Raw genomic sequence first — 13694 nt, forward strand, 5'->3', positions numbered from 1 at the left:
GCCCCCCCGCCCGCACGACGTCAGGGACGCCGCGCGACGAAGACGAACTCCCTGCCCGGCCGGTCGGGAGCGTCGCGTACGTCCTCCACCGCATACCCCTGCGCCGCCAGCTCCACCTCGATCTCCCGCCGCTCGCGGAAGCGCAGCGTGGAGTCCGACGTCAGCACCTGCCCGTCCGCGGCGAACACATACGTCCAGCGGAACGTCACCAGCGGCCCGCTCACCCCGGTCACCTCGACCCAGCTCTCGACGGTGCCCACGCCGGGGACATCCGTCACGCCGTACGACGCCTCGCGGTTCCACTCCTCCCACGCGCGCCTTGCCGGATCCCGGGTCTCGAACACCAGGTGCCCGCCGGGGCGCAGTGCTTCGTAGGCGCCGCGCAGGGTCTCCTGCCACATCCGTGGATCGGCGACGGCCTGGGCGACGTTCGCCGTCATGGTCGCCAGGTCCACCCGCAGCGGCGGGAGCGTCGTCGCATCGCCGCAGATCCAGCGCACTCGTTCGCCGCCCGGCTTGCCGCGGGCCACGTCGATCGACGCCTGGGCGGGATCGACCCCGACGACCTCGATCCCGCGATGAGCCAGCAGGAGCGCGAACACCCCGGTCCCGCAGCCGATGTCCAGCACCCGCCGCGCCCCGAACTCCCCCACCATCCGGACGTACGCGTCGAGGTCACCGCGATCGGGGTCGAGCGGGTCATAGACCGCGGCGAGGCGCGGATGCCCGAAACACTCGTCAGCCATGGGCCGAGCGTAGAGGCGGGGCCGCACCCGGACGACCGGCCGCACACGACCGACGGCCTGTCCGTGAGGGACGCGGACTCGGCCTGCGCCTCCCGGCCCGCATCCCCGCCTCACCGGTTGGTCGGCGGCCGTGGTTCGGAGGTGGCCGGCCGGTCGTGGGTGGGTGTCCCTGGTGGGGGTGGGTGTCCTGGTGGGGGTGGCCGCTCGTCGTCAGTGGCCGCTCGCCGTCAGTGGCCGCTCGCCGTCAGTGGCCGCTCGTCGTCAGTGGCCGCTCGTTGTCAGTGGCCGCTCGTTGTCAGTGGCTCGCGCGAGGATGCGGCACATGCTCACCGATGACTGGCAACTCACCGAAGACGTCGACGAATTCCTCGCCCGGGCCGGAGAGTTCCTGCGCTCGCGCCCCGCCCTGCACACCACGGCGCTGTCGACGACCGAGAAGCTGCGGACCCGGGGCACCGAGGGCGCCGTGTTCGGGCGGCTGGAGCGAGGGGGCGAGGTCGGCGCCACCTTCTACCGCTTCCCGGCCCGCGGCCTGAGCGTCACCTCCCTCACTCCCGAGCAGGCCGACGCCCTCGCCGCCCACCTGGTCGCCCTCGGCCACTCGCTGCCGTGGGTCACCGCGGACCACAGCACCGCCACCGCCTTCGCCGAAGCGTGGCAGCGGCGCACGGGCGCGACGCCGACGCCCCGCGTCCGGCTCCACCTGTACCGCCTCGGCACGCTCACGCCGCCCGAGCCGGCCCCCGCGGGCCGGGGCCGGCTCGTGGGGACGCGGGAACACGAGCATCTGATGGGCTGGTGCCGTGAGTTCGCCGCGGACGTCGGAGAGGACGTCACCATCGACGCCGACTCCTGGGCCGACACCCGCTTCGCCGAGAAGCGCTACACGTACTGGGAGACCCCGGACGGTACGCCCGTCTCCATGGCGGGTGTGAACCCGCTGGTCGGCGGCCAGGTCCGGGTGGACCCCGTCTACACCCCGGCCCACCTGCGCGGCCGCGGCTACGCGGGTGCCGTGACGGTCGAGGTGAGCCGGGCCGCACTGGCCGCGGGCGCCAAGGAGGTCGTGCTGTACACGAACGCGGCCAATCCCACGAGCAACGCCCTCTACCAGCGCCTCGGGTACGTCAGGGTCACCGACTTCGTCGTGTACGACTTCACGTGAGCCAGGCCTTGACCGCCTCGAAGTCCCCCTGAGTCAGGCCCCGCCGCGGGTCGACGCGGTGCAGCAGCGCCGGGGCCGGGTGGTCGGCGGCGACGTACTCCCGGTCGGCGGGGGTGATCTCGTCGTCGAGCCAGACGAAGGGGCGGCCCGCCGCCCAGGACAGCACGGGCCGCGTCTTCCAGTGGACGCCGGGGACGGGCGGGCCCTCTTCCAGGTCCAGCACCGGCAGCGGCGGCAGGCCCAGCCACGGGCCGACGACCGTGTTCGCGTCCTCGCCCCAGGTCGTCGCCCACACCAGGTCGCAGCCGAGGGCGAGCAGCCGGGGGCCGAGGGCCGGATCCAGGCGGGGGAGCAGGGGGTGGGCGGCGGGCGGGCCGTACAGCGGGTGGGGGTCGGGGCCGCCGAACGGGATCAGCGGGCCGTCCACGTCGAGGAAGAGCAGCATCGGACGCCAGGATGCCCCGCCTCACCCCTCCCACGGAAGCGCGCGCCCGTGCACCACGTCCAGGCGGGACACCGCGCGGGTCAGGACGACGTACAGGCGGTTCAGGCCGCGTTGCTCCGCCTCCGCGATCGCCGCCGGTTCGACGGCGACGACATGGTCGTACTCGAGGCCCTTGACGAGGGTCGCCGGGACGACCGTCAGGCGGGGGTCGGTGTCGAGGCCCGCCGTGGTGAGCGCGTGGCGGATGCGCGGGGTGTCCGCGTCGGCGGTGACGACGCCGACGGAGCCCTCGTGGGTGAGGGCGTCGCGTACGACGGACACGACCGCGGCGGGGAGGTCGCCGTCGACCCGCCGGACGCGGAGCATGCCGTCGCGGCGCAGGGACCGGGCGGGCGGTACGTCGGTGCCGAGGCGGGTGAGGAGCCGGTTGGCGAGGGCGAGGACGGCGCCGGGGACGCGGAAGCCGATGGTCAGCGGGACCACGCCCGCCTCGGGTTTGCCCAGGTGGGCGAGTTGGACGGGCCAGGAGCGCGCGGCCCATGGTGTGGTGCCCTGCGCCAGGTCGCCGAGGACCGTCAGGGAACCGAACGGCACCCGGCGGGCGATGGCGCGGCACTCCATCGGGGAGAGGTCCTGCGCCTCGTCGACGACGACATGGCCGTACCCCGGCGGACGGGCCAGCAGGCCAGCGACCTCGTCGAGGAGGACGAGGTCGGCGGCCGACCAGCGTGCGGAGCGGTACGAGCGCGGCGGGCGGATCCAGCACAGGGCTTCGCGCTCGCCGGGGTCGAGGAGGCCCTCGGTGGCCCGCGCCGGCTCGGCGTGGCCGCTGAGGAGCGCGGCGACGATTTCCTCGGGTCGCACCCTGGGCCATACGGCGTCCAGGCAGGCGCTCACCGGACGGGACCGTTCCGTGCGGCGCAGCCAGGCGGCCGGGCGGGTCCCGCCGTGCCGTTCGGCCCGTTCCTGGAGGCGTCGCGCGATCCGGCCGCGCACCCGCTCGCGCCCGACGTCGTACGGCGGCTGCTCCGCGAGCACGTCCGTGACGATCCGCGCGACCTCGTCGCCGGTGAGCCGCCAGCGGGAGGAGCCCTCCGTCACGGTGAGGTCCTCCGCGGCGGCGGCGTTCACCCGTGCGTACAGGGCCCGGCGCAGCACCTCCGCCATCCGGGCGTCGTGCTTGACGGCGGCCGTCGGCTCGGGATCGGTGCCGGTGACCGGGTGGCGGGCGATCTCGTCGGAGAGCGTCGACTGCCGTACGCCGGTCTCGCCGAGGGAGGGCAGCACCTCGGCGATGTAGGAGAGGAAGGCGCGGTGGGGGCCGAGGACGAGCAGTCCGCCGCGGCGGACGCGCTGGGGGTGGGTGTAGAGGAGGTAGGCGGCCCGGTGCAGGCCCACAGCGGTCTTGCCGGTGCCGGGGGCGCCCTGCACGCACACCGAGGCGGACGGCTCCGCGCGGACGAGGTCGTCCTGTTCGGGCTGGATGGTGGCGGCGATGTCCCGCATGGGACCGACGCGGGGCCGTTCGATCTCGCGGGCGACCAGGTCGCTCTCCCGGGACTCGCCGCGGCCGAGGTGTTCGTCCTCCAGGCCGGTGAGGTCGGCGGAGTCGCCCCGGCTGCCGGGCGCCCAGCCGAACCGGCGGCGGACGGCGACGCCCTGCGGGTCGCGAGAGCTGGCCTGGTAGAAGGCGCGGGAGACGGGCGCGCGCCAGTCGACGACGAGGGGCGGGACGCGGTGCGTCGCTGATGCGGCCCGGCGGGGTGCTCGCTGATGCGGACCCGGCCGATGTGGTGGGTTAGGCCGGCGTGTTCGCCGCCGGTTCCCTCGGCGAAGTCGAGCCGGCCGAAGAAGAGGGGCCCGTCGGGCAGTTCGTGCAGGGCCTTGGCCTGGCTGCGCAGCCGGTGCCCGAGGACTTCGGCGTCGGCACCGGAGGCGGAGACGTCCTCGCCGGTGACGACCTGGAGGCGGGCGCCCGCGCGCATCGCGGCGAGCGCGGCACGGCAGGCGTCGTGGTGGGCGCGTTCCCGGCGGAGGGAGTCATGGAGGGGGTCGGCGGGTTCTTTCGCGGCGGGGTCGGGTGACGTCATACGGACGAGGCTACCCGAATAGCGTTACTGAGTTACATTTATTACCGTGCCTCATATGAGGTTCGAGCGTGGTATCGACAGCCCGCTCCCCCGTCCGCAGCATGGTTCCGGGATCCCGCTCCCCCGTCCGCAGCATGGTTCCGGGATCCCGCTCCCCGTCCTCAGCATGGTTCCGGGATCCCGCTCCCGACCCTCACGCCAGCTCCGGGAGTCCCGCCGCCAGCGCCGCGAACGCCCGTTCCGCCGCCGCCGTCGCCACCGGCCGTACGTCCGCCGCCCGCTCCCCCGCCTCGATCCGCCGCCAGTTCTCCTGGGCGAGGATCCGCCGGACGGCGACGATCTGCCCGGCCGCGAGCCGCGCGTCGAGGTCGCGGCCGAGCACCTCCGCCAGCGCGGCCTCCGACCGCTCCAGGTAGGCGTGGAGGCGCGCGACCAGGGCGGGGGTGCCGTAGAGGAGGGCGCAGAAGGAGCGGACCTCGGGGTGGTCGTTCACACCGGTGATCGGGTCGGACGCGGCGATCCCGTCGAGGAAGTTCCGGCGCAGGGCGGCCAGCGGCGCGACCCCCTCCGCCCGCGCCGCGACGACCACCTCGGCGGCCTCCCGCTCGTGGTCGGCGAAGCGGTGCAGGACCAGGTCCTCCTTCGCCGGGAAGTACCGGAACAGCGTCGGCTTGGAGATCTCGGCCGCGGCGGCGACCTCCGCGACCGACACCGCGTCGAAGCCCCGCTCGACGAAGAGCCGGACGGCGATGTCCGACACCTCCTGGTACATCCGCCGCCTCTTGCGCTCGCGCAGTCCGGTCTCACTCATGGGGCGAGCCTACGGCCGACCGGGGGAGTCCGATTTGACCTCAACTCGGGTTGAGGTCCGAGCCTGTGAATGCACACGCATCCGGTTCACGGCGGGGAGTTGTCATGCGAGCGGTACAGGTGAAGGCGTTCGGCGGACCGGAGGTCCTGGAGACGGCCGACCTGCCCGACCCGGTCCCCGGACCCGGCGAGGTCCTGATCGAGGTGGACCACGTGGACACGATCTTCGTGGAGACCCAGATCCGCGCGGGCTGGGGACGCGAACACTTCGACACCGAGCCGCCGTACGTCCCCGGCGGCGGTGTCTCCGGCACGGTCGCCGGGGTCGGCGCGGGGGTGGCCGACGGCTGGCTGGGCCGGCGGGTGACGTCGTTCGTGCGGGGCGGCTACGCCGAGCGGGCGACCGCCGCCGTCAGCTCCCTCAGCCCGGTCCCGGACGGCCTCGACCTGCGCACTGCCGTGGCCCTGGTGCACGACGGGGTGACCGCGCAGGGCGTCCTCGACGTCACGGACGTCCGCGCGGGCGACCGGGTCCTGATCCTGGGCGCCTCGGGCGGGATGGGAACCCTGCTGGTGCAGTCGGCGAAGGCGCGCGGCGCCCGGGTCGTCGCCTGCGTGCGCGGTGAACGCAAGGCCGCGCTGGTGCGGGACCTGGGCGCGGACGCGGTCGTCGACATCTCGGCCGAGGAGTGGCCCGAGACGGCACGGGCGGCCCTCGGCGGCTCCGGCGCCGATGTCGTCCTCGACGGTGTCGGGGGCGAACCGGGCGCCCGGGCCTTCGCGTTGACCGCAGACGGCGGGCGCTTCTCCGCCCACGGCGCCCCGACCGGCGGCTTCGCCCCCGTGGACCCCGAGGAGGCGAAGCAACGGGACATCACCCTCTTCGGCATCGCCGACGTCCAGTTCGACGAGTCCGACGTACGGCGGCTGCGGACGGCCGCCCTCCAGGAGGCCGCGGCCGGACGACTGCGGGTGGTGGTGGGCCGGGTCTTCCCGCTGACGGAGGCGGCAGCCGCACACACCGCGGTCGAGGGACGGCAGCTCGTCGGGAAGGTGCTCCTGAAGGCGTGAGCCACCGCCGACGCGGGAGCCACGAAGGGGCCCGCTACGCCAACGCCCGTGCCAGGAAGGGGTTCGCGGTCGCCGGCAGGGGCAGGCCCAGGGAGGCGGTCGCGGCGGCGAGGGTCTCGGAGTAGGAGTCGACGGCGCGGCGGACGTTGGGCGCGTCGAGGCCCGCGCCGGTCCGCAGCCGGTCGAGGTCGATGTAGGCCGAGCGGACGATCTCGAGCCACCGGTAGACCCGCCAGTCCGCCCGCCAGTCCCGCGTGTACTCCGCCGGGAGCCTGCTCTCCCAGCGCGAGAACATGCGCTGTCGGATCTCCGGTCGGGTCGGCGTCAGATGCATGTGCCGGACCAGGTCGTACAGGGGGTCGCCGACGAGGGCCATCTCCCAGTCGATGAGGGTGAGCGCCAGCTCGTCGTCGCGCCGGACCAGGTTCCACGGGTTGAGGTCGCCGTGCAGCAGGGCGGGCTCCCGGCGGCTCAGCCGGTGCCGGGACAGGAGCTGGCGCAGCCGCTCGTCGTCGGGCAGGCCGAGGGTCCGGGCGAGTCGCAGGGACTCCTTCGGCAGGCTGCGCACCAGGCCGACCAGCTGTTCCGTGAGCCATCGGTGGAAGTCGACCCGGTCGGCACCCGGCTCGACCAGGCCGTGGTCGACCGTGCTGAGTTCGCACAGCTGGTCGACGAGGGCGTCCGCCTCGTGCGGGAGCAGTCCGTGCACCGGGTGCCTGGGCGGCCCGACGTAGGTGTGGATCGCGAACGGCTCGTTGGGGTAGCTCTCGCCCAGCGCGAGGACCCGTGGTGCGGCGACCTTCGCCCCGGACCGCTGGATGGCCTCCAGGACGGTGTGCTCGCTCAGGTAGCTCGGCTCCCGCCGGGTGACGTTCGGCAGCTTGCGCCGTACGACCACGGGGGCCCCCGGATTCCCGGCCCAGACCACGGAGTTGAGGTGCGCGGTGCCCTTGAACACGCGGTCGGCCGGGGCCGCGCCCTCCGCCAGCAGGGCCTCGCGGACGGCGGCCGCGGGGAAGCCGTCACGCTCGGGCAGCCGGGGGTCCGGCCGCCAGACGTAGGCCTTGGCGGCCCAGGAGCGGCCGCTGACGTCGCCGCGTGACGCCAGCCACCGGAAGAGGGCGCCCTCGATCTCGCCGGGTGACGGGACGCTCCTCAGCCGCAGTGGTTCCGCCGCCGCCTCCAGGGCCCGGCCCACCTCCGCGGTCACCTCGTCCAGGCTCTGCTGGGTGAAGGGGCCCTGGACCGCGCGCGCGGCCCGCATGATGTCCGGGTAGACGGACTGCGCCCGCTCGAAGTCGAGGTAGTGCCGCAGGTCCCGGGAGAGGCCGTTGACCGCGGCCGGGCGGTAGCGCCCCATGGCCCGCGCCCACGCCTCGATCACCTCCGGCCACTGGAAGGCGGGGTACCGCATCCGCACCAGGTGGGTGGCGAGTTCGTGCAGCGGATCGCCGTAGGTGGCCAGTTCCCAGTCGACGCAGACGAGCGGCGGGGAACCGTCGTAGGACATGATCAGGTTGTCCCGGTGCAGGTCCGCGTGGAGCAGGCTGTACGGCCGCCGCGCCATCGGGGGGATCCGGTCGGCGAGGCCCAGCAGGGCGTCCTCGGGGATGCCCAGCGCCTTGAAGAGGCCGCCGAACCGCTCCCAGCCGGGGCGGCGGATCTGCCGGTCGGCGAGGCGGGCGAGGGTCTTCAGGAAGCCCTGGCTGTCGGTGTGGTTGCTCGGCCAGTCGGCCGGCAGGGGCGGCAGGGCCGACCGGCGCACCTCGGTCATCCGGCACAGCAGCTCGGCCAGTGCCTCTGTCAGCAGGGCGTCCACGGGCTTGCCGTTCCCGCAGACGGCGGAGAGCGGGACGCGTCCACATAGCTGTGGACGGCGAAGTCCGGCCGTCTGACCAGGCACTCGGGCACATGGGGAAGGACCGCGTGGACCGCGTCGAGGATCGCGGCCTCGTCCCGCCAGGTCCTGATCACCACCGGCAGCGCGTCGGCGCGCGGAATCCGCACGGTCGCCGGCGTCCCGGCCGCCCGCCCCAGCAGCGCCGCGACGTCCTCCGGCAACGGCAGCACGTGGTTGCGGTTGTGGTGTCCGCTGGTCGCCGGAGTGGACGCGGCGACCGCCACGAACCGCCGGAGCAGGGCGTCCGACGGGTCACCGGGTCGAACCCCGAGAAGGCCCCGGGGAACGAAGGGCTCGACCACTGGCCGCTCCGGTTGCTCACGCTCGATCGGATGGGTAGGGCAAACGTTAAGTGCCGCAAGGGCTACGAACGAACGGGAGCGGCGGCGAAGTGGCCGAACGGGTGGTCCGGAGCTTCGTCCGCGCCGGATCGTCCGGGACAGGCTGTTCGCCCTCTCCCACGGATCGCCGTCTCCTACGGATGGGTGGGAGGGCTCCCCGCGCGGTCCGGGCATGCTAGCGCACGCCTGCGGCCTACTGGTGAAGACGGCTCAGACCTGACCGGCCACGCCTGACGGGCTGCGCCCGACTGACTCAGGCCCGGCTGACGGATGCCCGGCCGGCCCTGCGCCGCGCCGCTGACTGAGGCACGGCTGGCCCCGCCCCGCCGACTCAGGCCCGACCGGCCCCGCACGGCCGACTCAGACCCGGCTGACGGAGACCCGGCCCGGCCCACCCCCACTGGCCCCACCCCGCCGACTCAAGCCTGCCGGGCTCAAGCCTGCCGGGCTCAAGCCTGCCGGGCTCAAGCCTGACTCCGGACCGCCTTCAGGACCGGCTCCAGCGAGTCCACCACGTTCGTCGCGCCCGCGTCCCTGAGCAGTTGCTCCTTCTTCCTGTTGCGTGCGTAGCCGAGGAAGGGGACGCCGGCCTGGCGGGCGGCGGCGCAGTCCGACGGGGTGTCGCCGATCATCAGTGCGGCGGACGGGGCCGCGCCGACCGCGCGCAGGGCCCGGTTCAGGCAGTCCGGATCGGGCTTGAGGAGGCGCAGATCGCGGGTGCGGCCGTAGACGTGGGGGACGAAGCAGGAGGTGAGGCCGCGGCTCGTCAGATACGTGGTCACGACGCGCGGGGAGTTGTTCGTCGTGATGGCCAGGCGGCGGCCCACCGCCGTCAGGGTGCGGATCAGCGGGTCCGCCCAGGCCGTGGGCATCGCCGAGGCGGTGGCCTTCAGTTCCTCCTGGGTGAGACGCTCCTCCAGCTCCGCGACCAGATCGCTGCCGGGGTGGCGCAGATCCACCGCGCGCAGGACGGCATGGGGGTCGGGAGACTCCCGCTCGCCCTCCGTCAGCAGTCCGCGCAGACCCTGCACCTCCAGCCATTCCACCAGGCCGACGGCCACCCGCTCCGCCGAGTGCCCGGCGAACAGCCGACAGATCGGCCCGTCGAAGTCCCAGAGGACCACGCGGGCGGGCGCGAGCAGTGGGCGCAGCGCCAGAATTCTGTCGTTCTCGGTCTCGGATGCCACCTGTTCGGTCTGCGTCGTATCAGAAGTCACTAAGAGAGTGTCAGGTCCGAGGTGATGGTTTCCCAGAGGGCGTCGAACCACTTCTGGGATTCGTCCACGAAGACGCCGTCACGCGCGCCGGTCGCCTTCTCGAAGGAGAACAGGAGCGACTCGGTGCCCAGCACGTCGTACATGTCGAGGACTCCGTCGTCCGTGGACTCCTCGCGCCGCATGACCATGTAGTACGCCATCAGCGCCTCCTGTCCGTTGAGGAGGTACAGCTTCACCGGCGGGGTGAAGGGCAGTGCCCGGAAGGACACGCTCACGTCGATGCCGTGCGAGCGCAGGGTGAGCAGGTTGTGGCGCAGGACCTGCCCCTGGGCGTTGCGCATCGCCAGCCAGCGCTCGTGGACCGGGTCGCCGCTGCCGCGGGCGTCGACCGGGACCGGGAAGGCGAGGTCGATGTCGCGGGACGGCAGCAGGATGCGGACGTCGATCCGCTGCGGGCGGAGGCTGCCGCCGTGGATCAGCCGGACGGGTTCGCTGAGGGCAGGGATGAGGCTCTCGGCGGTGAGGCAGGCCGCGTCGATGCGGACGTGCTGGGCCGAGAAGGCCGCGGTCAGCCGCGAGGCCAGGGCCACCATCGTGGGCTGGGGTTCGTCCCGGGCCGACGCCTGCTCCGCGATGCGCGGCGGGCTGCCCTTGCTCACATTGGTGAGGAGACCGTCGTCCTGGAGCGCGCGCAGGGCCTGGCGCACGGCACCGCGCTCGACACCGAACTCGTCGGCGAGTTCGGCCTGCGTGGGCAGCCGGTCACCCGCCCTGAGTTCCCCGGCACGGATGCGTTCGCGCAGGACATCGGCGATCTCCTGCGGCGAAAGCCTTCGGCTGCCGTTCACGGCCACGTTCTCCTGGGTCACGACCAAACGCTACAACTTCGATCCATCTGGCGGGAGTTGCCTTGAAGTTGTTTAGCAGTTGTCACCAAGTGGGGACAACATAGTTGAAGTTGGTTGCCAACTTTACAGAGTTGGCGAAGGTTCCGCCCCGCACCTCCCCCGCGCTTCCCGCCTCCGAAGGGAGGAACACCATGCCCGCCCTCGCCATCCTCTCCGTCGTCCTCGAACAGACCGTCCAGTGGAAGTACGGCACCGCCGGGACCATCGGTCTGCTCCTGCTCACCGTCGGCATCAGGTCCAGGCGGCCCACCCTCAGCTCCGCGGGCGCCGTGATCCTCGCCCTCCTGGTCACCGGGCCCGCCCTCAGCTCGTGAGCACGAGGTCCGAACTGATGGTCTCCCACAGGGCGTCGAACCACAGCAGCGACTGCTCCACGAACGTCGTGTCCCGCGCTCCGGCGCCCTGCGCGAAGGCGAACAGCACCGAGCGGGTGCCCTCGGCGTCGTACATCTCCAACTGCTCCTGGTCGACCTGCTGCTCGTGCCGCTTGACCGTGTAGTAGGCGAACAGCGCTTCCGTCCCGTTGAGGAGGTAGAGCTTGACCGGTGGGGTGAAGGGCAGTGCGCGGAAGCTGACCCGGACGTCGATGCCGTGCGTGGCGCGCAGGGTGAGCAGGTTGTGCCGCAGCACCTGGCCCTGCGCGTTGCGGTGGGCCAGCCAGTGCCGTCGCAGCCGCTCGGCCGACGAGCCGTCCACCGCCGTCGGGAAGGCCAGGTCGATGTCGCGGGACGGCAGCAGGACCCGGACGTCGATCTTGGCCGGTTTCAGCTCCCCCGAGTGGATCCGGCGCAACGGCTCCCCGATCGCCAGCGTGAGCGACACGGCGGTCAGACACAGGGCGTCGATCTCCACGTGAGGGGCCGCGAATGCCTCGGCGATGCGCGGGGTCAGCGCCGCCATCGTGGGCTGCGGCGAGGCTCCGGGGCCGGTCAGGAGGGCGCCGGCGCCCAGATCGGGAGCGACCGTCGCCGGCGCGCCTTTGGAGACGTTGGTGAGCAGGTGCTCCGACTGGAGGATGCGCAGGGCCTGGCGGACGGCCCCGCGCTCGACACCGAACTCCTCCGCGAGCCTGGCCTGGGTGGGCATGCGCTCACCCGGCCGCAGCACCCCGGTCCTGATCCGGGCGCGCAGCTCGTCGGCCACGTCACGGGGGGACCGCTGCGGTCGCGGCGACCGCTCCGGCGGCTTCTGCCCATTGACGGAGGCATGTTCCGGCTCCACGGCCAAACACTACAACTTCCCGCCATCTTGCGGCAGTTCAAGGAGAGATGGTTATAGGCCGCTTCCAAGCGGACATAAGTACAGTGAAGTTGGTCGCCAACTTCCACAACATGGTCAAACTTTCAGACGGTTGGCCAGGCGAGTTCCCTTCCGGAGGGGAGCCGGGAGCCCGCACGGCCGACACCGACGCACAGTCACAACTTCACAGCGCCGCACAGCCACAACTGAACAGCCGTACCGGCACAGCCACAACTGAACAGCTACGGATGAACAACCGCACGGCAAGTAGGAAATCGGGAAGGCGGGAAGCGGAAGGAGCGCTCAGAACATGTCCGGGCACCAAGGGCGCCTGGGCGTGCGCAGCAGGGCGTCGGCCTCCAGGGCGGCGCCCGCTCGTTCCTCTCCGAGCCGTCCCAGCGCCGCCAGCCGCGGCGCCGACTCGTCGCCCAGCCAGAGCGAGGCCAGCGTGGCCACGTCCAGGGTGAGGTCGGCGCCGCGGCCGGTCGGCGTGCAGGACGCCCCGTCGGGGCCGGCCTCCAGCATGAATCGGCCCCCGGTGAACCCGGCGCGGTCGGCCACCTCCAGCACCAGCGCCCCCGTCCCGCCGTACGTGCGCGCCTCCAGGGCCCGTACGACGTCCAGGATCCGCACCCACAGCCAGTCCGTCTGCGTGGTGATGCTCGCCGCCCGCGGGTCCGGCAGGAAGTACGGGAGGAGGTCGTCGGGAGAGCGGGCGCCCGACTTGACCCGCACCACCCAGTCGATCGAGCAGAGGTAGCGCCACAGGGCGCGTTCCGCGGCCGGGGTCGTGGCGATCAGCCACTCGACCGTCGCCGTGTTCAGCGGCTGCTTGGCGTCGCCCCAGTGGTCGTCCGCCTTGTAGGAGACCAGCCCCTGCAGCTCGCCGTCCGCCGAGCGATAGGCGACGTAGAACGCCTCGCTCCACTCCCCGTACGCGCGCAGCACGCCGGTGTCCGTCTCCCACCACACGTCGGTACGGCTGACCGCGCCCGGCTGGCCGCGGCGCAGCCGCTCGTGCAGTTCGGGGCCGGTCTTGCGGACCTCCTCCGGCTCGACGAAGTCGATACGGCCGCCGTCCTCGGGGCCCGGCCAGTGCGGGTCGAGACCGGTGCGGGGCACGTCGATCGTCCACTCGGCGGCGCTGGTCGCCGGGCCGAAGCCGTATCGGCCGTAGATGCGGTACTCGGCGGCGATGAGGGTGGCCACGACGTCGCCGCGGTCCTTCGCGGCGGTCAGGTCCTCGCTCATCAGGCGGGTGAGGATGCCGCGGCGGCGGTGGGTGGGGAGGACGGCGACGTTGGATATGGCGTCGGCGGGGACCGGGGTGCCGCCGACCGCCGTCAGCTCCTGCGGGAAGGAGCGGAAGGTCGCCACGCAGGAGCCGGCGTCGAAGGCGCCGTAGGTGCGGGAGCCGACGTGGGCCGTGCGGCGGGCGGCGACGTCGGCGTCCGTGACGGTGGGAGGGCGGAGGAAGCCGGTCTTCGCGGCGCGCATCCAGGCGGGGAGTTCGGCGTCGGTGATCCGGCGGACGTCCATGTCGGCGGGGGTGGTGGTCATGAAGCCACGGTAGGCGGGGTGGGGCGGGAGCCGCGGGGGATTTTTTCCGCCCGCCGGGAGCCGCGGGGGATTTTTTCCCCGCCCCCGCCACCCCTTCCCGTCCCGAACCCGGGGACCGCGCCCCCAGGCCCCCACTGTCGGCCTCCGGTCTCGTCCCAGGACACCGGAGGCCGGACGCCGGAGGCCGGACGCCTGACACCTG

The 13694-nt window shown here is 73.0% G+C and carries 10 protein-coding genes and 2 pseudogenes; 3 read left to right on the forward strand and 9 right to left on the reverse strand.

Going from position 1 to position 13694, the window contains the following annotated elements:
* Positions 1-20: 20 nt before the first annotated feature.
* Positions 21-746 carry a class I SAM-dependent methyltransferase gene (locus tag BM536_RS16150; protein ID WP_094103136.1) on the reverse strand — a complete coding sequence of 242 codons (726 nt, stop codon included), beginning with the start codon at positions 744-746 and terminating at the stop codon, positions 21-23.
* A gap of 322 nt (positions 747-1068) precedes the next feature.
* Here BM536_RS16150 and BM536_RS16155 point away from each other — a divergent pair, with 322 nt between their 5' ends.
* Positions 1069-1911: a GNAT family N-acetyltransferase gene (locus BM536_RS16155; protein ID WP_073499990.1), complete on the forward strand. Its 843-nt coding sequence runs from the start codon at positions 1069-1071 to the stop codon at positions 1909-1911.
* On the opposite strand, the gene BM536_RS16160 is transcribed toward BM536_RS16155, so the two are convergent.
* The 3 genes and pseudogenes from BM536_RS16160 to BM536_RS16170 form a co-directional block, all read right to left on the reverse strand.
* Positions 1904-2356 carry an HAD domain-containing protein gene (locus BM536_RS16160; protein WP_094103063.1) on the reverse strand — a complete coding sequence of 151 codons (453 nt, stop codon included), beginning with the start codon at positions 2354-2356 and terminating at the stop codon, positions 1904-1906. The two genes, BM536_RS16155 and BM536_RS16160, sit on opposite strands and share 8 nt — an antisense overlap.
* 21 nt (positions 2357-2377) lie before the next feature.
* A pseudogene (locus BM536_RS16165) lies at positions 2378-4446 on the reverse strand (HelD family protein).
* A 193-nt stretch (positions 4447-4639) separates the two neighbouring features.
* Positions 4640-5257 (reverse strand): TetR family transcriptional regulator, encoded by a 618-nt coding sequence (locus BM536_RS16170; protein WP_073499167.1) that lies wholly within the window; start codon positions 5255-5257, stop codon positions 4640-4642.
* 104 nt (positions 5258-5361) lie between these two features.
* Between BM536_RS16170 and BM536_RS16175 the strand changes: the two genes are divergently transcribed.
* On the forward strand, positions 5362-6327 hold the full coding sequence (locus tag BM536_RS16175; protein WP_073499165.1) for a zinc-binding dehydrogenase: 966 nt from the start codon (positions 5362-5364) through the stop codon (positions 6325-6327).
* Between the two features lie 34 nt (positions 6328-6361).
* Here BM536_RS16175 and BM536_RS16180 read toward each other — a convergent pair.
* From BM536_RS16180 to BM536_RS16190, 3 genes and pseudogenes are all read right to left on the reverse strand, one after another.
* Positions 6362-8529 (reverse strand): annotated as a pseudogene (locus BM536_RS16180) (phosphotransferase).
* A gap of 503 nt (positions 8530-9032) precedes the next feature.
* Entirely contained in the window at positions 9033-9755 is a 723-nt protein-coding gene (locus BM536_RS16185) for an HAD family hydrolase (protein ID WP_245873514.1), read from the reverse strand.
* A gap of 29 nt (positions 9756-9784) precedes the next feature.
* Positions 9785-10660, reverse strand: a complete 876-nt coding sequence (locus tag BM536_RS16190) for a winged helix-turn-helix domain-containing protein (RefSeq protein WP_073499161.1) — start codon at positions 10658-10660, stop codon at positions 9785-9787.
* 164 nt (positions 10661-10824) lie between these two features.
* Here BM536_RS16190 and BM536_RS16195 point away from each other — a divergent pair, with 164 nt between their 5' ends.
* On the forward strand, positions 10825-11007 hold the full coding sequence (locus tag BM536_RS16195) for a hypothetical protein (protein ID WP_073499159.1): 183 nt from the start codon (positions 10825-10827) through the stop codon (positions 11005-11007).
* On the opposite strand, the gene BM536_RS16200 is transcribed toward BM536_RS16195, so the two are convergent.
* Positions 10997-11920, reverse strand: coding sequence for a GntR family transcriptional regulator (locus BM536_RS16200; RefSeq protein WP_073499157.1), 924 nt, complete (start codon positions 11918-11920; stop codon positions 10997-10999). The genes BM536_RS16195 and BM536_RS16200 overlap by 11 nt on opposite strands.
* Positions 11921-12235: 315 nt before the next feature.
* Positions 12236-13492: a GNAT family N-acetyltransferase gene (locus tag BM536_RS16205; protein ID WP_094103065.1), complete on the reverse strand. Its 1257-nt coding sequence runs from the start codon at positions 13490-13492 to the stop codon at positions 12236-12238.
* Positions 13493-13694: the final 202 nt, after the last annotated feature.

The organism is Streptomyces phaeoluteigriseus (assembly GCF_001896135.2).
Taxonomy (GTDB): domain Bacteria; phylum Actinomycetota; class Actinomycetes; order Streptomycetales; family Streptomycetaceae; genus Streptomyces; species Streptomyces phaeoluteigriseus.